General features: G+C 70.2%; 24 protein-coding genes. 14 read left to right on the top strand and 10 right to left on the bottom strand.

Annotated elements, in window-relative coordinates; genetic code table 11:
• The 4 genes from FDA94_RS06830 to FDA94_RS06815 are packed head-to-tail and all read left to right on the top strand — an operon-like array spanning position 1 to position 3,199.
• Positions 1-903: a F0F1 ATP synthase subunit gamma gene (locus FDA94_RS06830; protein ID WP_137246170.1), complete on the top strand. Its 903-nt coding sequence runs from the start codon at positions 1-3 to the stop codon at positions 901-903.
• Between the two features lies 1 nt (position 904).
• Positions 905-2,344 (top strand): F0F1 ATP synthase subunit beta, encoded by a 1,440-nt coding sequence (gene atpD, locus FDA94_RS06825; RefSeq protein WP_062335829.1) that lies wholly within the window; start codon positions 905-907, stop codon positions 2,342-2,344.
• Between the two features lie 54 nt (positions 2,345-2,398).
• On the top strand, positions 2,399-2,800 hold the full coding sequence (locus FDA94_RS06820; RefSeq protein WP_030450992.1) for a F0F1 ATP synthase subunit epsilon: 402 nt from the start codon (positions 2,399-2,401) through the stop codon (positions 2,798-2,800).
• 21 nt (positions 2,801-2,821) lie between these two features.
• Complete coding sequence (locus FDA94_RS06815; protein WP_137246169.1) at positions 2,822-3,199, top strand: DUF2550 domain-containing protein; 378 nt, start codon at positions 2,822-2,824, stop codon at positions 3,197-3,199.
• Here FDA94_RS06815 and FDA94_RS06810 read toward each other — a convergent pair.
• A complete protein-coding gene (locus tag FDA94_RS06810) occupies positions 3,164-3,847 on the bottom strand; it encodes a hypothetical protein (RefSeq protein WP_137246168.1) in 684 nt (227 codons plus the stop codon). The genes FDA94_RS06815 and FDA94_RS06810 overlap by 36 nt on opposite strands.
• Before the next feature lies 1 nt (position 3,848).
• On the bottom strand, positions 3,849-4,439 hold the full coding sequence (locus FDA94_RS06805) for a cob(I)yrinic acid a,c-diamide adenosyltransferase (protein WP_137246167.1): 591 nt from the start codon (positions 4,437-4,439) through the stop codon (positions 3,849-3,851).
• Between the two features lie 112 nt (positions 4,440-4,551).
• On the opposite strand from FDA94_RS06805, the gene FDA94_RS06800 reads away from it, so the two are divergent.
• The 4 genes from FDA94_RS06800 to FDA94_RS06785 are packed head-to-tail and all read left to right on the top strand — an operon-like array spanning position 4,552 to position 8,332.
• On the top strand, positions 4,552-5,430 hold the full coding sequence (locus FDA94_RS06800; protein ID WP_137246166.1) for an ABC transporter ATP-binding protein: 879 nt from the start codon (positions 4,552-4,554) through the stop codon (positions 5,428-5,430).
• On the top strand, positions 5,427-6,536 hold the full coding sequence (locus FDA94_RS06795) for an ABC transporter permease (protein WP_137246165.1): 1,110 nt from the start codon (positions 5,427-5,429) through the stop codon (positions 6,534-6,536). Before FDA94_RS06800 ends, FDA94_RS06795 begins: the two co-directional genes overlap by 4 nt.
• Positions 6,537-6,569: 33 nt before the next feature.
• Entirely contained in the window at positions 6,570-7,742 is a 1,173-nt protein-coding gene (locus FDA94_RS06790) for a sensor histidine kinase (RefSeq protein ID WP_170990814.1), read from the top strand.
• A complete protein-coding gene (locus FDA94_RS06785; RefSeq protein WP_137246163.1) occupies positions 7,739-8,332 on the top strand; it encodes a response regulator transcription factor in 594 nt (197 codons plus the stop codon). Before FDA94_RS06790 ends, FDA94_RS06785 begins: the two co-directional genes overlap by 4 nt.
• Before the next feature lie 167 nt (positions 8,333-8,499).
• Here FDA94_RS06785 and FDA94_RS06780 read toward each other — a convergent pair whose 3' ends face one another.
• From FDA94_RS06780 to FDA94_RS06760, 5 genes are all read right to left on the bottom strand, one after another.
• Positions 8,500-9,105 carry a TetR/AcrR family transcriptional regulator gene (locus FDA94_RS06780; RefSeq protein WP_246059592.1) on the bottom strand — a complete coding sequence of 202 codons (606 nt, stop codon included), beginning with the start codon at positions 9,103-9,105 and terminating at the stop codon, positions 8,500-8,502.
• A 114-nt stretch (positions 9,106-9,219) separates the two neighbouring features.
• Complete coding sequence (locus tag FDA94_RS06775) at positions 9,220-9,837, bottom strand: response regulator (RefSeq protein ID WP_137246162.1); 618 nt, start codon at positions 9,835-9,837, stop codon at positions 9,220-9,222.
• Positions 9,834-11,063: a sensor histidine kinase gene (locus tag FDA94_RS06770; RefSeq protein WP_212735211.1), complete on the bottom strand. Its 1,230-nt coding sequence runs from the start codon at positions 11,061-11,063 to the stop codon at positions 9,834-9,836. The genes FDA94_RS06775 and FDA94_RS06770 overlap by 4 nt, the downstream gene beginning before the upstream one ends.
• Entirely contained in the window at positions 11,039-11,836 is a 798-nt protein-coding gene (locus FDA94_RS06765) for an ABC transporter permease (protein WP_137246160.1), read from the bottom strand. The genes FDA94_RS06770 and FDA94_RS06765 overlap by 25 nt, the downstream gene beginning before the upstream one ends.
• Entirely contained in the window at positions 11,833-12,663 is an 831-nt protein-coding gene (locus FDA94_RS06760; protein ID WP_170990813.1) for an ABC transporter ATP-binding protein, read from the bottom strand. The genes FDA94_RS06765 and FDA94_RS06760 overlap by 4 nt, the downstream gene beginning before the upstream one ends.
• 170 nt (positions 12,664-12,833) lie before the next feature.
• Here FDA94_RS06760 and FDA94_RS06755 point away from each other — a divergent pair, with 170 nt between their 5' ends.
• Positions 12,834-13,052, top strand: coding sequence for a hypothetical protein (locus tag FDA94_RS06755; RefSeq protein WP_212735210.1), 219 nt, complete (start codon positions 12,834-12,836; stop codon positions 13,050-13,052).
• A 6-nt stretch (positions 13,053-13,058) separates the two neighbouring features.
• Here FDA94_RS06755 and nucS read toward each other — a convergent pair whose 3' ends face one another.
• Positions 13,059-13,721 carry an endonuclease NucS gene (nucS, locus tag FDA94_RS06750; RefSeq protein ID WP_030455543.1) on the bottom strand — a complete coding sequence of 221 codons (663 nt, stop codon included), beginning with the start codon at positions 13,719-13,721 and terminating at the stop codon, positions 13,059-13,061.
• Between the two features lie 56 nt (positions 13,722-13,777).
• Here nucS and FDA94_RS06745 point away from each other — a divergent pair, with 56 nt between their 5' ends.
• From FDA94_RS06745 to FDA94_RS06730, 4 genes are read left to right on the top strand one after another with little or no spacing between them, the layout of a single operon-like run.
• A complete protein-coding gene (locus FDA94_RS06745; RefSeq protein WP_137246159.1) occupies positions 13,778-14,821 on the top strand; it encodes a 3-hydroxyacyl-CoA dehydrogenase in 1,044 nt (347 codons plus the stop codon).
• A 5-nt stretch (positions 14,822-14,826) separates the two neighbouring features.
• Complete coding sequence (locus FDA94_RS06740; protein WP_137246158.1) at positions 14,827-15,120, top strand: ATP/GTP-binding protein; 294 nt, start codon at positions 14,827-14,829, stop codon at positions 15,118-15,120.
• Between the two features lie 16 nt (positions 15,121-15,136).
• Complete coding sequence (locus tag FDA94_RS06735) at positions 15,137-15,841, top strand: alpha/beta hydrolase (protein ID WP_137246157.1); 705 nt, start codon at positions 15,137-15,139, stop codon at positions 15,839-15,841.
• An 18-nt stretch (positions 15,842-15,859) separates the two neighbouring features.
• Positions 15,860-16,642: an alpha/beta fold hydrolase gene (locus FDA94_RS06730; RefSeq protein ID WP_170990812.1), complete on the top strand. Its 783-nt coding sequence runs from the start codon at positions 15,860-15,862 to the stop codon at positions 16,640-16,642.
• On the opposite strand, the gene FDA94_RS39030 is transcribed toward FDA94_RS06730, so the two are convergent.
• Positions 16,623-17,150 (bottom strand): GNAT family N-acetyltransferase, encoded by a 528-nt coding sequence (locus FDA94_RS39030; RefSeq protein WP_170990811.1) that lies wholly within the window; start codon positions 17,148-17,150, stop codon positions 16,623-16,625. The two genes, FDA94_RS06730 and FDA94_RS39030, sit on opposite strands and share 20 nt — an antisense overlap.
• Positions 17,147-18,352, bottom strand: a complete 1,206-nt coding sequence (locus FDA94_RS06720; RefSeq protein WP_137246155.1) for a helix-turn-helix domain-containing protein — start codon at positions 18,350-18,352, stop codon at positions 17,147-17,149. The genes FDA94_RS39030 and FDA94_RS06720 overlap by 4 nt, the downstream gene beginning before the upstream one ends.
• A 195-nt stretch (positions 18,353-18,547) precedes the next feature.
• On the opposite strand from FDA94_RS06720, the gene FDA94_RS06715 reads away from it, so the two are divergent.
• The gene (locus FDA94_RS06715; protein ID WP_137246154.1) at positions 18,548-18,943 is read left to right on the top strand and encodes an ATP-binding protein; all 396 of its coding nucleotides are present in this window, start codon (positions 18,548-18,550) and stop codon (positions 18,941-18,943) included.
• Positions 18,944-19,008: the final 65 nt, after the last annotated feature.

Here is a 19,008-nt window from a genome sequence, read left to right as displayed (position 1 = left end):
ATGGGCGCCCAGCTTCGACTGCTGCGGCGGCGGATCAAGTCGGTCAAGTCCACGGCGAAGATCACCCGCGCGCAGGAGCTCATCGCCTCGTCGCGCATCGTCAAGGCTCAGCAGCGCATGCAGGCCGCGGTGCCCTACGAGCGGGAGATCACCCGCGCCGTCACCGGTGTCGTCAGCAACACCTCCTCCGTCGACCACCCGCTCACGGTGGCCAAGGAGAACCCGGCCCGCGCCGGCGTGCTGATCATCACCAGTGACAGCGGCTTCTGCGGCGGCTTCAACGCCAACCTGCTGCGCGAGGCCGAGGCCCTGCGTGGCCTGCTGGAGTCGCGCGGCATCCAGGTCACGCCCTTCGTCTCCGGACGCAAGGGCGTGGGCTGGCACGCGTTCCGCCAGCGCGAGATGGGCGGCCAGTGGGTGGGCTTCTCCCGTAAGCCGTCGTACAACGACGCCAAGGAGATCGCCGACACGCTGATCGAGTCGTTCAAGGCCGAAGACGGGATCGACGAGATCCACATCGTCTCGACCGAGTTCGTCTCGATGCTGACGCAGAACGTGGTGGTGAACCGCATCCTGCCGCTGGAGGTCGTCGAGACGACCGAGGCGCCCAAGGACGGCCCGCTGCCCTACTTCGAGTTCGAGCCCTCGGCCGGTGCCGTGCTCGACTCGCTGCTGCCGCGCTACGTGGAATCGCGCATCTTCTCCGCGCTGCTGCAGTCGGCCGCCTCCGAAGAGGCCGCCCGGCGCCGCGCGATGAAGTCCGCGACCGACAACGCCAACGAGCTCATCCGGGTTTTCACCCAGAAGATGAACCAGGTTCGTCAGGCGGAGATCACCCAGGAAATCAGCGAGATCGTCGGCGGCGCGAACGCGCTCGCCGACTCCGCCGCGGGGAAAGAGTGAAATGACCGCACAGACTGTTGAGACCGGCGTGGGCCGCGTCGCCCGTGTCACCGGTCCCGTCGTCGACGTGGAGTTCCCCGTCGAGGCGATGCCGGACATCTACAACGCGTTGAACGTCGACGTCACCCTCGAAGTCGATGGTGAGTCGCAGACCAAGACCCTGACGATGGAGGTCGCCCAGCACCTGGGTGACAACCTGGTCCGGGCCATCTCCATGCAGCCCACCGACGGCCTGGTGCGCGGCGCGGCGGTGTCCGACTCCGGCGCGCCGATCTCGGTGCCGGTCGGCGACGTCGTCAAGGGCCACGTGTGGAACGCCCTCGGCGAGTCGCTCGACGTGCCGACGTCGTCCATCAAGGTCACCGAGAAGTGGGGCATCCACCGCCCCTCTCCCGCCTTCGACCAGCTCGAGTCGCGCACCGAGATGCTGCCCACCGGCATCAAGGTCATCGACCTGCTCACCCCTTACGTCAAGGGTGGCAAGATCGGTCTGTTCGGCGGCGCGGGCGTCGGCAAGACGGTTCTCATCCAGGAGATGATCCGTCGAGTCGCGCTGAAGTTCTCGGGCACCTCATGCTTCGCGGGCGTCGGCGAGCGCACCCGTGAGGGCAACGACCTCTGGCTCGAAATGGAGGAGGCCGGCGTTCTCAAGGACACCGCCCTCGTCTTCGGCCAGATGGACGAGCCCCCGGGCACCCGTCTGCGTGTGGCGCTGTCGGCCCTGACGATGGCGGAGTACTTCCGCGACGTGCAGAAGCAGGACGTGCTGCTCTTCATCGACAACATCTTCCGCTTCACCCAGGCCGGTTCCGAGGTCTCCACGCTGCTCGGCCGTATGCCCTCCGCCGTGGGTTACCAGCCGACGCTGGCCGACGAGATGGGCGTGCTCCAGGAGCGCATCACCTCGACGCGCGGTCACTCGATCACCTCGATGCAGGCGATCTACGTGCCCGCCGACGACATCACCGACCCGGCCCCGCACAACGCGTTCGCCCACCTCGACGCTCAGACGGTTCTGTCCCGTCCGATCTCCGAGAAGGGCATCTACCCGGCGGTGGACCCGCTCGACTCCACGTCCCGCATCCTCGACCCGACCGTGGTCGGCGAGGAGCACTACGCGGTGGCCCAGGAGACCAAGCGGATCCTGCAGAAGTACAAGGAACTGCAGGACATCATCGCCATCCTCGGCATCGACGAGCTCTCCGAAGAGGACAAGGTCACCGTTCAGCGTGCCCGCCGCATCGAGCGTTTCCTGTCCCACCCGATGTACGCCGCCGAGGCGTTCACCGGTCAGCCGGGCGAGTTCGTCCCGCTGGACGAGACCATCGCCTCCTTCAAGGGCCTGTGCGCGGGTGAGTACGACCACCTGCCCGAGCAGGCGTTCTTCATGGTCGGCGGCATCGAGCAGGCCATCGCCAAGGCGAAGGAACTGACCCGCTAATCATGCGGCGCCGGCGCGGCCCTGTGGCCGCGCCGGTGTTCTTGGAGGGAAGAGATGGCAAAGCTGCAGGTGGGCGTGGTCTCACCGGAGCGTGAGATCTGGTCTGGCGAAGCCGACATGGTGATTGCCAAGACCGTCGAGGGCGAGATCGGTATTATGCCGAATCACGCGCCCGTTATCGGCGTCCTCGTCGAGGGTGGCGTGCTTCGCGTCAAGCGTGACGGCAACGCCGACCTGGTCGCCGCCGTACACGGGGGCTTCATCTCGGTCGCCGCCAACGAAGTGTCCGTCCTCGCCGAAGCGGCCGAGCTCGGTTCCGAGGTCGACGTGGCGGCAGCCAAGGACGCTCTCCAGCGGGCCCAGGCCGCGATCGAGTCCAGCCAGGACGACGCGGACGCCCAGCTGGAGGCCAAGCGCAACGCGGCCCGCCTCCGGGCGGCCGGCGAAGAGGTCTGAGTTTCAGAAGGAGGGGCAGCGGTGGAGCTACTCATAGGGTTGGCTCTGCTCGCTGCCCTGTTCTGTATCCGTGTCGTCGCCCTGGCGTCTCGCCGGGGGACGGTCGTCTGTTGTGTACGAACCGGCACCGGTAAATGGCAGAGCGGAGTAGCCCGCTACGCCGGAGGAGAGCTCCACTGGGTGCCTTTCGCCGGAATCCGTCTGAGGCCGCGCCACGCGATAGCGAGGCGCGGCCTCGTCGTTTCCCGCCGCCGCCCCCTCGACGCGGGCGAAGGCCCCGAGGGTTACTGGACGGTCGAGGCCGGAACGGTCAGCCTGGCGATGAGCGAAGACGCGCTGACGGGCTTCCTGGCCTGGCTGGAGTCAGCCCCCCCGAGCGCCCACCTCGACGCCGTCTAGGTTCCACGTCGCTAAGGTCACCGCGAGCCTGCGCGCCCCCGCCACCAGGAGCGGCAGGGCGAGGAACCAGCACCGGAAGGCGGCCACGGCGCCTTCGTTGGTGTGCTGGCCGTTCCCCTCGACCGGCGGGGCCAGATCTGCGGCGATCACGGGGATGAGGGCGAGCGCGATGGTGGTGAGCACGAGTGCCGCGCCCGCGCCGATCGTGTGGGTCCGCCGATGGGCGCGCGCCGCCAGCAGGGTGATCGCCGTCGCGCACACCAGGGCCGGCGGGACCTCTTTGGTCGCCCAGTGGATCAGCATCGTCGTGCCGAACCACTCCTCGTCCGGCATCGCGTCCTCGAAGTAGAGGATCGCGGCCGGCGCGCCATGGAGGTCCCTGTATGTCCCGTGCCAGACGCCGCCGACGAACGCGGTGAGGAAGACGATCCAGGTCCGCGCGCCCAGGGCCGCGGCGATCGCGGCGGCGCCGGCCGCGATCAGGCCGAGGACGACGCCCTTGGTCAGGCCGTTGGTGAACGGGATCCACTGGTTCCACGGGTAGTTTCCGACCGTCAGGGCCGTCCAGGCGCCGACCGTGCCCCAGGCCACCGCGCCCGTGGCGATCCCGGTGGCGAATAAGTTGCCGATCCGGTTCCTGGGCAGCATGTCAGCGGGTGCCGCCGGGCTTCCAGAGGATCTCGTTCCCGTCCGACGACACCCGGCACAGGATGAACAGCAGGTCGCTCAGCCGGTTCAGGTAGGTCGCCGTCAGCGGGTTCATGTCGTCGTGCGCCGCAAGGGCCGCCCACGTCGAGCGTTCGGCCCGCCGGACGGCCGTCCGGGCCACGTGCAGCAACGCGGTTCCCGGTGAGCCCCCCGGCAGGATGAACGACCGCAGCGGCTTGAGCCGGGCGTTGAACTCGTCGCACTGCGACTCCAGCCACTCGACGTAGGAGGGCTCGACCCGCAGGGGCGGGAACTCCGGATCCGGCACGACCGGCGTGCACAGATCGGCGCCGACGTCGAACATCTCGTTCTGCACGCGCAGCAGCACCGCCCCGATCTCCTCCGGAGGGTTGCCCATGGCGAGGGCGACGCCGATGGCCGCGTTGGCCTCCTCCACGTCCGCGTAGGCCGCGAGCCGTGGGTCGGTCTTCGCGGTGCGGGACATGTCGCCGAGGGCGGTCGTGCCGTCGTCGCCGGTCTTCGTGTAGATCTTCGACAGCACCACCGGCTGGTCGTTGTGGTCAGGCGTCATGCGGCCAAGCGTAGCCATGTGGCAAATGTCATCCCGAACGGCTGCGTAATCCCCGGCCGGTTGCTGATATCGACGTCTACGAGTCAGCGGCGGGTAAAGCCAGGATGGTCTCATGTTGGAGATCAGGGGTTTGCGCAAGATATTCGGGGCCGGCAAGGTCGCCCTCGACGGGGTGAGCTTCGCGGTCCCCGCCGGGCAGATGTTCGGCTTCGTGGGCGCCAACGGGGCCGGCAAGACGACGACGATGCGCATCGTCATGGGCGTGCTGCAGGCCGACGAGGGCGACGTGCTCTGGAACGGGCGTCCGCTGACGTTCGCCGAGCGGCGGACCTTCGGCTACATGCCGGAGGAGCGCGGGCTCTACCAGAAGATGCGGGTCGGGGAGCAGATCGACTACTTCGGGCGGCTGCACGGGCTCGGCGCGGCGTCGGTCGGCAAGGCGCGTGACGCGCTCATCGGGCGGCTCGGGCTGACCGAGCGGGTCGACGACACCGTCGAGTCGCTGTCTCTCGGCAACCAGCAGCGGGTGCAGCTGGCCGTGGCCCTCATCCACGATCCCGAGCTGCTCATCCTCGACGAGCCGTTCTCGGGCCTCGACCCGATCGCGGTCGACGTGCTGGCCGAGGTGCTGCACGAGCGGGCGCGCGGCGGCGTCCCGGTCATCTTCTCCAGCCACCAGCTCGAACTGGTCGAGCGGCTCTGCGACTCCGTCGGGATCGTGTCGGCCGGGCGCATGGTGGCGAGCGGGTCGGTCGAGGAGCTGCGCGACGCCGAGGGGCGGCGGCTCCGGGTGGTCGTCCGAGACCCCAAGCCGGGCTGGGCCGACGGCCTGCCGGGCGAGTTGAGCAAGGAGGGCGACCGCGACGTGCTGACGGTCGTCGGCGGCGACGACCAGGCCGTTCTGCGGCGGGCCGTCGAAGCGGGGCACGTCGAGTTCTTCGGTGTCGAGCGGCCCACGCTGGTCGAGATCTTCAGGGAGGCAGTGGCATGAACGGCCTGTTGATGGTGGCGGGGCGGGAGATCCGCACCCAGGTCAGGACGCGGGCGTTCGTCATCAGCCTGATCGTCTCGGCGCTGCTGACCGGCGGCATCGCGTTCGCGCCCAAGCTCTTCGGCGGGCCCGACGAGTACAACCTCGGCCGGGTCGGGGGGCAGGAGCTGGCCGTCCAGGCGCTCGCCCCCGAGGCGAAGATCATCTGGAAGACCTTCCCCGACGAGCAGGCCGCCTCCAAGGCGGTCCTCGACGGCGACGTCGACGTCGCGCTCGTCGACTCCAAGCGGGTGCTGACCAACGGCGAGATCGACAGCGAGCTCGGGCTGCTGCTGCAGAGCGCGAACCGCGAGGCGCAGATCGGCGCGGCCGGGGTGACCGTGACGCCGCTCCAGATGCAGTCGGTCGGCGCCGACACCCGCTACGAGGGGGCGCGGCAGGGCATCGCGACCGTGGTGGTGCTGCTCCTGTTCTTCATGATCATGAGCTCGGTCATGGTCGTCGCCATGGGTGTCGTCGAGGAGAAGGGCAGCCGGATCGTCGAGATCCTGCTCATCTCGATCAGGCCCTGGCAGCTGCTCGGCGGCAAGATCTTCGGGCTCGGCGTCGTCGGGTTCGTCAACCTCACGGCGGTGGTGGCCGCCGGGCTCGTCGGCGCGTTCCTGTCCGGCTTCGCCACCGACTTCCCGCCCGGCATGGCCGGCATCGTGGTGAGCGCCGTGGCCTGGTGGATCCTCGGCTACGCCTTCTTCGCCGCCCTCGCCGGGTCGCTCGCCTCGCTGGTGTCGCGGCAGGAGGAGGTCGGCAACGTGCTGCAGCCGATGATGCTGCTGTTCCTGATCTCGTACGGGGTGTCGTTCTTCGCCTCCACCAACCCCGACCACCCGGTGTCGGAGATCCTCTCGTTCGTGCCGCCGTTCTCCTCGATGGTCATGCCCGTGCGGATGGCCGCCTCCGAGGTGGCCCTCTGGGAGAGTCTGCTGTCGGGCGCCCTCATGGTCATCGCGGTCGCGGCGGTGCTGATGGTGGGCGGGCGCATCTACGAGCGCGCGGTGCTGCGTACCGGCAGGCGGCTGAAGGTTTCCGAGGTTCTCCGCACGAAGTGACCCACTTAAGATGGGCAGGCGATGATGGACAAAGTGATCAAAAGAGTCCGACGTGTCGTCCGCTGGACGCTCAACACGACTCTTGGGCTGGTCTGGTTCGTCATCGTGCTCGGCCTCTTGGCGGAGCAGGAGGCCGGGCCGGTCAACTGGTGGCGGCTCGGCCCCGCGCTCGCCCTCGTCGTCGTGTTCAGCGCCCTGTTCCTCCGCGTCACCAAGGCCATCCTCGAACGGCGCTACGCCCAGCGTGAGCTGGTCGCCGGCGCCGTCGTCTCGCTGGCGGTCGCGCTCCTCGGCACCGGCGCCCCGACCTCGTGGTCGTTCGTCGCCTTCACCTGGCTGTCGGTCGCCGTGATCGGGGTGCGGGTGCGCACCGCGTGGATCCTGTCGCTCGCCACCCTGCTGGTGACGGCGCCGCTCAACGGCTACCGGATGCTCGACTACATCGGCGACGCCGACACGGCCACCCAGGTCGGGGCGGTGGTCGGCTCCTTCCTCTACACCGCCCTGATGTGCGGGACCCTTCCCTGGGCCAACCGCCTGTGGGTGTGGATCTGGCGCATCGCCGAGGAGGCCCACGAGGGCCGTGAGGCGCAGGCCCGCCTGGCGGTCGCCGAGGAGCGCCTGCGGTTCGCCCGCGACCTCCACGACCTGGTCGGACACCAGCTCTCGGCCATCGCGGTCAAGAGCGAACTGGCCGTCAGGCTCGGCGGCGACACCCCGGCGAGCGCCGAGATGGCCGAGGTGCGCGGTCTGGCCCGCACCGCCCTGCGCGAGCTGCGCGAGGCCGTCAAGGGATATCGCCAGCTCGACCTGACCGCCGAACTGGCCAGCGTGCGGGGGGTGCTGGAGGCGGCCGGGATCACCTGCGACCTCAAGTTGCCCTACCGCGAGGCCCCCGGCGACACCGCCCCGGTGTTCGCCTGGGTGGTCCGCGAGGCCGTCACCAACGTGCTCCGCCACAGCACCGCCACCACCTGCGAGATCACCCTGCGGCTCACGCAGGAGGAGACGATCCTGGAGGTGCGCAACAACGGCGTCCAGAAGGACGCGGTCAAGAACGGCGAGGGCAGCGGCCTGGCCGGGCTGTCCGAACGGCTCGGCGCCGTCGGGGGGAAGCTGACGGCCGAGCCCGACAGGAAGGGCGGCTTCGTGCTGAGGGCGGCCGCCCCGAGGGTGCAGGAACCGGTGCTGGCGGGCCGGTTGTGATCAGAGTCCTGCTGGCCGACGATCAGCACCTCATCAGGCAGGCCATCGCCACCCTCCTCGACCTGGAGCCCGACATCACCGTCGTGGTCCAGGTCGGCAGGGGCGACCTGGTGGGGCCCGCCGTGGCCGAGCACGCCCCCGACGTGCTCGTGCTCGACGTCGAGATGCCCGGCATGGACGGACTGAGCGTCGCCGAGTCGATGCCCGGCCAGGCGATGCTGATCCTCACCAGCTTCGGCCGCCCCGGCTACCTGCGCCGCGCGCTGGCGGCGGGGGTGCGCGGCTTCGTCCCGAAGGACGCCTCCGCCGAGGAGCTCGCCGCCGCCATCCGGAAGGTGCACGCGGGCGGCCGTTACCTCGATCCCGAGATGGCCGCCTCGGCGATGATGGCCGGGGAGTCGCCGCTGACCGACCGCGAACGCGACGCGCTCGCGCTGGCCGCCTCGGGCGCGTCGGTGACCGAGATCGCCTCGTCGCTGCACCTCAGCGAGGGCACGGTGCGCAACTACCTGTCCAACGCGATCGCCAAGCTGGGCGCGGTCAACCGCATCGGGGCGATCCGGACGGCTCAGGACATGGGCTGGATCTGACGGGTCGTTCCGGGCCCGTGACCCCTTTCTGTGTCATCGTGTGACTACGGAACGTGATCTCGTTTCGCCCGCTCCGGGACGCCGGTCCCGGTGTTCACATATTTGCGGCCCCTGGCCCGCCCCTCACAGATCCTTCTGCAGGTGGGCCAGGGTCCGCGGACTTCCGGTCAGTTCTGGAACGAGCGCCGGAACACGTGCACGGCGGTGGCGACCAGCAGGTCCTTCTCCGGCCGGTCGTCCGAGAGCACCCACTCGATGAGCAGCTCGGTGAGCGCCCCTATCAAGGCCAGCGCCAGCAGGTGGAGCTCGGCGGGCAGCTCTTCCTGCAGCCCCTTGAGCGAGCTCTCGATCATGTGGGTGAACCCCGCGACCGCCTTCTGCCGCGACCCCGACAGGACGTCGCCGGCGCGGCGCACCTCTAAGTGCATGATGCGGGCGCGGCGGACGTCGAGCGTCACGAAGCGCACGTACTCGGTGATCCCGGCGACGATGCGCCCCTCCAGCGTGGGCGGGGCGTCCTCGATGGCCGCGCCGACCGCGTTCAGGGTGTCGTCGACGCAGCGTTCGTAGACGGCCCGCATCAGCTCCTCCCTGCCCGCGAAGCACTCGTAGAACGCGCGGTTGGAGATGTGCGCGGTCGAGCAGAGCCGCTCGATCGTCGTCGCGTGGAAGCCGGGATTGGCGAACAGGCCGTAGGCGGCCGTGATGAGCCGCTCCCTACGATCGGCGACCCGCTCGGCCGCCGTCATCCCCCGATATTCTCGTCCCGTCACCGTTTCACCTCGCCGTCCTGGCCCCCCCAGAAGCCACCATTATGGACGCAAGATCTTTTTAACGGAAGTATCGGGAAATTAGCTTCTTTTATGCAAGTTGGTTATCGGATGTCACTAAAGCAGACCTCGGTTGAGCGCGGTGGTGACGGCGGCGGTCCGGTCGGAGACGCCCAGCTTGCCGAACACCCGCAGCAGGTGGGTCTTCACGGTGGTCTCGCTGATGAACAACTCCCGCCCGATCTCCGCGTTGGTCAGCCCGCGCGCCACCAGAGACAGTACCTCGGTCTCCCGGGGTGACAGCGACTCGATTACGGGCGCTCTCATTCGCGTCACCAGTCTGGTCGCCACACTGGGGGAGAGCACCGTCTCGCCCCGGGCCGCCGCCTTGATCGCGCCCAGCAGGTCGGCCCGAGAGGTGTCCTTCAGCAGATAACCGGCCGCGCCCGCCTCGACGGCCCGCACGATGTCCTGGTCGGTCTCGTACGTGGTCAGCACGATCACCCGGGCGCCCGGCTGCCCGGCGAGGATGCGGCTGGTCGCCCCCACGCCGTCGCCGCCGGGCATGCGCAGGTCCATCAGCACCACGTCGGGCGCGAGGTCGCGGGCCCGGACGACGGCCTCGTCGCCCGAGCCGGCCTCGCCGACCACCGTGATGCCCTCGTTGCCGTCGATCATCCCCCGCAGGCCCTCGCGGACCACGGGGTGATCGTCCACGATCATGAGCCGGATCATCGTTCTCCCATCGGCAGCGTCACGTGGACCGAGGTCCCTTCTCCGGGCGCGCTCACGAGGTCGAGGCGGCCGCCCTGCTGTTCGATTCTGGCGCGCATCCCGCGCAGTCCGAACCCGGCGCCGGCCGCGGGATCGAAGCCGGCACCGTCGTCCGCGACGGTCAAAGTGACGTCATTACGGCCATAGCCGACCGTCACCCGGACCGAGGAGGCCCCGGCGTGCTTGCGGATGTTGGCCAGCGCCTCCTGCGCCGTCCTGATCAGCACCACCTCGCTGCTCGGCGGCAGCTTGCGCGACTCGCCCTCGACCGCGTGCGACACCGCGACGCCGATCTCCTCCGACAGCCGCAGCGAGAGCCGCCGCAGCGCGTCATCGAGGGTGGAGCCGTCGAGCGGCGCCGGGCTGAGCGCCGCGACCAGCGCGCGGGCCTCGGCCAGGTTCTCCCGGGCCGTCTGGACGGCCAGCGCGAGGTGCCGCGCCGGATCGCGCCCGGACTGGGCGGCCTGGATGAGCATGATGATGCTGGTGAACCCCTGGGCGATCGTGTCGTGGATCTCCCCGGCGAGCCGCTCGCGCTCGGCCAGCGTGCCCTTCTCGACCGACAGCCGCGTCACCTCGGCCTCGCTCGCCTCCAGCTGCCGGATCAGGTCGGCCCGTTCGGCGCTCTGGCGGATGATCCGGGTGATCCACGGCCCGAACACCAGCGAGAACGTCAGCGCGATCAGGGTGGTGCCGGAGAACCTGAGCAGGTCGGGGAACCGCAGATCGGTCTGCTGGACGAACCACAACGCCGGAGACAGGTTGAGCAGCACCACCGCCGCGGCGGCCAGCCGCCCGCTGAGCAGCATGAACACCTGCGGGCACAGCGTGAACAGCCCGAACGAGGCGTTCGGCACGATCAGCGTCGCCGGGATGAACGCCAGGCAGAGCAGGGCCACGTAGAGGATCGCTCGGGGGCTGTCCTCCTGGTCGCCGATGATCAGCTTGCGGCCCATGAGCAGGTAGGCCACCGCGCAGCAGAGCATCAGGCCGATCGTGACGGTCCGTTCGAGGGGGGAGGCCACCTCGTCGTACAGGACGAAGAGGAGGGCCGTCGTCCAGGCCAGGGCGAAGAGGATCTCCCAGCCCCGGAAGGACTCCCAGGCGTTGGTCTCCTCGGGGAAGGCGGCCCGCACTTCGGGCCGCCTGCCCAGGAAGGCCCTCAGCTTTCGCCGCGGTTGGTCCACCGGAACGTCGTCAGGCAGAGCACCAGCCCGCCCACCAGCCACAGTCCCAGCACCAGCGCCACCTTCGGCAGCTCGTACGACCCCGTCAGTTCCAGCGCCGCCCCCGCGTCGCCCAGGAACACCGAGCGCAGGCCCTGGCACATCCACTTCAGCGGGAAGATCGCCGCGACGTCGTTCAGCCATGAGGGAAGCTCCGTGAAGGGGATGTAGACGCCGGAGATGAACTGGAGCAGCACGTAGGGCATGGACACCACCGCCGAGGCGCTCTTGGCGTTGCGCGGCAGGTTGCTGACCGCGATCCCCAGGAGAGCCGCGCCGGCCAGGCCGAGCGTGAGCACCCAGACCAGTGTCACCCATCGGGTGACGTCGGTGGGAAGTTCGAGGCCGAACAGGAACACCGCCACCGCCAGCAGCAGCGCCACCTCGATCGCCGCGAGCACCAGCGAGCTGACCAGCTTGCCGACGAAGTAGGCCGCGCGCGGCATCGGCGTGCCCGCCAGGCGCTTCAGCGTGCCGTCGTCCCGGTCGATGGCGATGCCGATCGCGAGGTTCTGGAACGCCACGCCCATCACGCCGGCGCCGATCAGCCCGGCCGAGTAGAGCTGGGCGACCGTGATGCCGGTGCCCTCCAGGTCGCCTTCGAAGATCGAGCCGAACAGGACCAGCAGGATGATCGGGAAGGAGAAGGTGAAGATGACGGCGTCGCGCTGGCGGAAGAAGAGCTTGGTCTCCAGCGACGCGCGGGCGAGGCCGATGTTCAGGGTGGCGGTCACTGGGCGTCCCCGATCAGGTCCAGGTAGATGTCTTCGAGGGAGGGCCGCACGATCTGCAGGCCGGGGATCTCGCCGTCGTACTTGTCGGCGAGGGTGCGCACGAGCGCGGTGGGGGTGTCGGTCTCGGCGTAGCCGTCGGCCCAGGTGACACGGGCGCTGGCGGTGGCGCGTCCGCCCAGCGTCTGGGGGGTGCCCTCGGCGACGATGCGTCCCTTCGCGATGACCGCCACCCGGTCGGCGAGCGCCTCGGCCTCGTCGAGGTAGTGGGTGGTCAGCACGATCGTGGTGCCCTCGGCGGCCAGCGACCTGATGAGGTCCCAGAACTGCCGGCGGGCCTCCGGGTCGAAGCCGGTCGTGGGCTCGTCGAGGAAGACCAGTTCGGGGCGGCCGACGATGCCCAGGGCGACGTCGACCCTACGGCGCTGGCCGCCGGAGAGCTGGCGGATCCGGGCCCCGGCCTTGTCGGTCAGCCCGACCTTGGCGATGACCTCGTCGGGGTCCTTGCTGTGGGGGTAGTAGCGGGCGAAGTGGCGGACCGTCTCGCGGACCGTGAGCTCGGCGGCGTCGTTGGCGGTCTGCAGCACGATGCCGACCCTGGCCCGCCACGCGCTGGTGGCCTGTCCCGGGTCGACGCCGAGGACGGAGACCTCGCCGGCGTCGCGCTTGCGGTAGCCCTCGAGGATCTCCACCGTGGTGGACTTCCCGGCGCCGTTGGGGCCGAGGATGGCGAACACCTCGCCGGTGTGTATGTCGAGGTCCAGGCCCCCGACGGCCTGGACCTCACCGTAACGCTTGGTCAGGCCGCGAACGTGGATCGCTGTCGTCATGGGTAAAGCGTCCGCGAAATCGCGGCCCCCGGGGACCTCCGGCCGGTCGACCGCGATGTCCTCCGAACGATGGACATCTAGGGTGACGAAGGTGATGAAGTCGGAGATCTGGCCACTCGTCCACGCCGAACGGGCCGCCCTGGCCGGCGACCTCGCCGGCGCTGACCCTGGTGGCCGGTTATTACGCGGGCAGCGACATGGTCGTCGAGGCCAAGGGCCGCATCGGCGGCCTGCGGCTGGAGGCGGCCGACGGCGACTTCGCGACCGGCTCGGGCGCGCTCGTCACCGGGCCGACGCTGGCGCTGATCATGGCGATGACCGGGCGCCCGGCCTTCCTCGACGACCTCGACGGCCCCGGCGTCGCGATCCTGCGCGACCGGTCGGCCTGACGCCGCTCAGAAGAGGGTGGGGTTCTCGGGTTCGATGCCGCGCAGGCCGTCGTAGTCGAGGGTCACGCAGTCGATGCCCCGGTCCATGGCCAGCACCTTGGCCTGGGGCTTGATCTCCTGGGCGGCGAAGACGCCGCGTACCGGCGCGAGCAGGGGATCGCGGTTGAGCAGTTCGAGGTAGCGGGTGAGCTGCTCGACGCCGTCGATCTCGCCCCGGCGCTTGATCTCGACGGCGACCGTCGCGCCGCTCTGGTCGCGGCAGAGGATGTCGACCGGGCCGATCGCGGTCATGTATTCACGCCGGACCAGCGTGTAGCCGGCGCCCAGGGTGGTGATGTGCTCGGCCAGGAGCTCCTGCAGGTGGGCCTCCACGCCGTCTTTCTGCAGGCCGGGGTCGACGCCGAGCTCGTGCTTGGAGTCGTGCATGATCTCGTCCATCGTGAGGATCAGCTTCTCGCCGGTCTTGCTGTGGGTGACCGTCCAGGTGCCGTCGTCCTCACGGATCTTGCAAGGCGGGTTCATCCAGTTCAGGGGCTTGAAGGCGCGGTCGTCGCAGTGGATCGACACGCTGCCGTCGGCCTTGATGAGGATGAGCCTGGGCGCCATCGGCAGGTGTGCCGTCAACCGTCCCACGTAATCCACGCTGCATCGCGCGATGACCAGCCGCATGCCCGAACCTTACCGGCGAAAGCGGCTCTGGGAGACTCGGAGCCGGAGGTGGTCTCGTGGAGACGGTGGGGGTTGCCGGGCTCGGCACGATGGGGGCGGGCATCGCCGAGGTCTTCGCCCGCGCGGGGCTCGCGGTCGTCGGCGTGGAGGCCGACGAGGCGGCGCTGGCGCGCGGTCGCGGGCACCTGGAGAGGTCGACCGGCCGGGCCGTCGAGCGGGGGCGGCTCACCCCGGAGGAGCAGGCGGCGATCCTCGCCCGGATCACCCTGTCGACCGACCGGGCCGCCTTCGCCGAGGCCGACCTCGTCGTCGAGGCGATCCCCGAGCTCATGGAGCTCAAGCTCCCCCTGTTCGCCGACCTCGACCGGGTCTGCAAGCCGTCGGCGATCCTGGCCACCAACACCTCGTCCCTCAGCGTCACCGAGCTCGCCGCGCACACCGGCCGGCCCTCGCGGGTCGTGGGCCTGCACTTCTTCAACCCGGCGCCGGTCATGCGGCTCGTCGAGGTGATCGGTACGGCCCACAGCACCGTCACCGACGAGGTCGCGGCCCTCGCCCGCGCCATCGGCAAACGCCCCGTGGTCGTCGGCGACCGGCCCGGCTTCGTGGTCAACCGGCTGCTGCTCGGCTACCTCAACCACGCCTGTCAGCTGCTCGACCAGGGGGTGGCCTCCAAGGAGGTGATCGACACCGCGATGGTCGTCCAGGCCGGGCTGCCGATGGGCCCCTTCGCGCTGCTCGACCTGATCGGGCTCGACACGGCGTACGAGATCTGCGCCGTGCTCCACCGCGACGGCGGCGACCCCCGGCACGAACCGGCCAGGATCCTCGCCGACCTCGTCGCGCGGGGCCGCCTGGGCCGCAAGTCGGGCGGCGGCTTCTACGACGGGAAGCCCGGGACGGAGGAGGGCTTCGACGCCATGGTGCTGCTGCGGCCCTACCTGGTCGACGCCATCGAGATGGCGAACAGCGGCTACGCCTCCCAGGACGACATCGACGAGGCCATGAAGCTGGGCTGCGGCTACCGGTCGGGACCGTTCGAGACCATCGCCGCCCTGCGGATGCGCTCGCTCGACAGTTTTCCCGAGCTGGAAGAATAGGACGTATGAGCCCCCGCCGTGCCCGCCGAGCCGACGAGTTCCCCAAAGGGCCCCTGCGTCCCTCCGGGGTCGACCGCGTCGAGGAGGCCGCCGACGGCGACTGGCTGGTCCGCACGGTCACCGGCGGTTCCGCCGACCGGCCCTACCGATGCCCCGGATGTGATCAGGCGATCCGTCCGGGCGTTCCCCACATCGTGAGCTGGCCCCACTGGGCCGGCGGCGAGGAGGAGCGCCGCCACTGGCACACCGCCTGCTGGCGCAACCGCCTCAACCGCGGCCCCGGCCGCACCCGCTACTGAAGAGGAGACGACGACAGTGGAGATCCGGGCCTCGACGGTGCTGCCTGCCCGCCGCACCGACATCGAGTTGCAGACCGCCGACGAACTGACCCTGGTCGGTGAGCTGGCGGTGCCCGAGAGCGCGCCGCCGGTCGCCACGCTGATCTGTCTCCACCCACTGCCGACCCACGGCGGCATGATGGACAGCCACGTGCTGCGCAAGGCGTCGTTCCGGCTGCCCGCCCTGGCCGACGTCGCGGTGCTGCGGTTCAACACCCGCGGCACCTCCTCCGAGCGCGGCACCTCCCAGGGCGCGTTCGAAGAGGGCGTGGGGGAGCGGCTCGACGTCGCCGCCGCTCTGGAGTTCGCCGAGTTCAACGACCTGCCCCGGCCGTGGCTGCTCGGCTGGTCGTTCGGCACCGAACTGGCGCTGCGGTGGGGCCGCGACCCGCTGGTCGAGGGCGCGATCCTACTGTCGCCGCCGCTCAAGCGGGCCACCGACGCCGACCTCGACGCCTGGGCCGAGTTCGGCCGGCCGCTGGTCGCCCTGGTGCCCGAGTTCGACGACTACCTGCGTCCCGCCGAGGCGGCCGACCGTTTCAAGCGGGTGCCGCAGGCCGAGGTCGTCGGCGTCGACGGCGCCAAGCACCTGTGGGTGGGGGAGCCGTACGTCCGGATCGTCCTCGACCACATCGTCCGGCGGCTCAACCCGTCGGCAGTCCCGCTCCCCACGGAGGTCTGACGGGGTTACGGTGACGCGGTGAAGTTGTATACCCGGACGGCCGGCACCGGCGTCCCGCTCGTGCTGCTGCACGCCTTCCCGCTGTCATCGGCGATGTGGCTCGCCCAACGCGGCGGCCTCGCCGCCGGCGCCCACGTCATCACGCCCGACCTGCGCGGCTTCGGCGGCTCACGGCTCGGCGACGACGAACCGTCGGTCGACGCCATGGCCGACGACGTGGCCGAGCTCCTCGACACCCTCGGTCTGGAGAGGGCCGTGGTCGGCGGCCTGTCCATGGGCGGCTACGTGGCGATGGCGCTGGCCCGGCGTCATCCCGGGCGGCTGTCGGGGGTGATCCTGGCCAACACCAAGGCCTCCGCCGACACACCGGAGGCCGCCGCCAACCGCGAGACGATCGCGCAACGGCTCCTCGACGGCGGCGACCTCCTCGACACGGTCCCCAACTTGCTCGGCTCGACGTCACTGGAACGCCGAGGCATGGTCGTCGGCCGCGTACGCGGCCTGGTCGGCTCGGCCCCGGCACCGGCGGCGGCCTGGGCCCAGCGCGCCATGGCCGCCCGCCCCGACTCCTTCGACACCCTGCGCGGCCTGAACGTGCCGGCATTGGTCATCGCGGGCGACGAAGACAAGATCACCCCAGTAGGCGACGCCGAGGCCATGACCAAGGCCCTCCCCGACGCCCGCCTGGTGGTGATCGGCCACACCGGCCACCTGTCGGCGATCGAGACTCCGGAAACCTTCAACCGCGAGGTGGCGGGCTTCCTGGCCGAGCAGATCCCCTTCAGCGGGTCAAGACCATGACGTCGGCGAGCATCGTGTCGGGGGCCGGGCGGCAGGTGCCCGCCACTTTCCAGCCCCAGTGCTCGTAGATGTCGTGGGCCGCCGCCTCCGGTAGCGACAGCAGCGTCGCGTAGGGCTCGGTGCGCCCGTCGAGCAGTTCGCCCAGAAGGCGTTTGCCGATGCCCCGGCCGCGATATTCGATCCGCAGGTTCAGTTCGATCACCGCGAACTTGTCGGCCGCGACCACCTCGGGCGGGCCGGGGGTGGTGTCGCCGCCCCACCAGCGGCCGGCCGGCATGGTGAAGCCGAAGGCGAAGCCCGCCAGCGTCGGTCCGTCTTCGACGGCGACCAGGGTGAAGCCGGGGCGGTCGAGCTGGTTTCCGGTCCGTTCGCGATAGCGGTCGGGGTGGTAGAGGGGGCCCGAGTTGTACGGGGGTTCGGCCCTGATGAGGGTGTAGACGGCGGTGTAGTCGTCGTCGACGACGACGGCCGCGTCGGGGCCGGTCAGGTGGGTGAAGATGACGTTCACGACATGCCTCCGCGTAAGCCGGCGACCCGGTCGCGGAAGGAGTGCAGTGCCTCGTGTCCGGCCGGCGCCTGATCCGCGACCATAGTCGCCAGTTGCCCCACATAGTGGGAATATCCGGCAGATTGCGCGACCGTCAGCGCCCTCTCCGCGTGCGCGAGCCCGGCCACCACCTCGCCGCCGCGTATCGCCGACATCGCCTCGTGCATTCTGATCTGGGCGACCGGTCTGACCGCACCGGGCGGGTAGGCCGCGACGGCCTCCGCCTGGGCGGCCGCGGCGCCGGGATGCCCGGCCAGGGTGTAGACGAGGGAGCGGCTGTGCAGCAGGCGGGTGACCGGCCAGCCCTCGGCCGAGGCGGCGTCGCCGGTGACCTCGCTGGGCAGGCGGTCGAAGACCCGGGCCTGCTCGTCGAGGTCGGCGTAGGCCGCCGCGAGGTCGCCCAGCAGCACCTTCGCGTGCGCCCGTGCGCCCAGGGCGCGGGCCCGTGCCACCGAGGGGCGGTCGTCGGCGAGGGCCTGCCCGGCCCGCGAGAGCACCAGGGTGAGGGGCCTCTTCTCGTACAGGGCCTGGATGGCCTCCTGCGCGGCGACGAACGCCCGCATGTCGTCGCCCGCCGCGACGGCGGCGCGGCGGGCGGCGGCCCACCAGTGCCGCGACTCGTGCTCCCGCCCGGCCGAGCCGAGCGCGTAGGCCAGCAGGTAGAGCAGCCGGGTGCGCACCCGCGCCCAGGCCGGCGGGTTGCCCTTGACGTGGGTCAGCGCCGTCTCCAGCGCCAGGACGTCGGCCGACAGACGCCCTATTCCGTCGGTGGCCGGGTGGGCGCCGACTCCGTGGGCGTGCTCCCAGGCGACCTCTTCCCAGAACCCCAGGTCGGGACCGCCCAGACGGCGTTCGACCAGCATCCGGATGCGTTCCAGCCCGTCGGTCGCCGGAAGGGCCCCGGACACGCCCCCCAGCACGACTCCGATCAGGCCAAGCGCCTCTCTTCGTTCCGTCGGACCCACCTCCATGTCGTGCAGCCTGATCAGTTCACCGCCGGCTCCCAGTGCGGCATCCAAGGCCGACACCACTGCCGAACTCGGGATGTTCTTCCCGAATTCGAGCGCGGAGATGTAACTGGGAGAACAGTTGGCCCGGCGGGCGAGGCCACGAATGGAGAGGTCGCCTCTCAGGCGGCGAAGCGCCTCCCCGAATGACTCCATAGTGCGCACAGCTCCCTGCCGTCAGGGGGGAACGCTGTCCTGTCCTTGACCGGACACGACTGGACAGCCGGTGAATGGACGCTGACTCCGAGTGTAGAGATGCTTACGCTCAGGAATATGGCAAGCGGCGAAATGTAAATCCTCGAGGCAAATGCCGTAGAACGAGGCTTTCGATCGGGCGGGTGGTATGCGCACATGGCACTCGAAGTCGCGACGCGATACGAACTATTCCCCGCTCATCCGAGGTCGGCCGCACTGGCCCGCGACCGGGTCCGCGCCCTGCTCGCCGATTGGGGCCTGACCGATCTGGCGGGCGCGACCGAACTGGTCACGGCGGAACTGATCTCCAACGCGGTGAAGGTGAGCGAGCCCGGCGGCCAGGTCGGCCTGGGCGTCTACCGGGCCGGCGGCGCGGTCGTCGTGGAGGTCTGGGACGGCGAGCGCCTGCCGCCGCGGCTGCTCGACCCGGGCCCCGACGACATCGGCGGCCGGGGGCTCATGCTCGTCGGGGTGCTGACCCGGCGCTGGGGCTACCGCTGGCCCGTCACCGGCGGCAAGGTGGTCTACGCAGTGGTCGACGCGCCCATGTGAGGTCTGGTGTTCGCCGGCAAAAAGAACGGCCGGCGCCTCCCTCAACGCCGGCCGAACCTGTCTTC

Origin of the sequence: Herbidospora galbida (assembly GCF_005233835.1) — a bacterium.
GTDB classification, from domain to species: domain Bacteria; phylum Actinomycetota; class Actinomycetes; order Streptosporangiales; family Streptosporangiaceae; genus Herbidospora; species Herbidospora galbida.
This window is presented reverse-complemented; position numbering and strand designations above follow the sequence as displayed.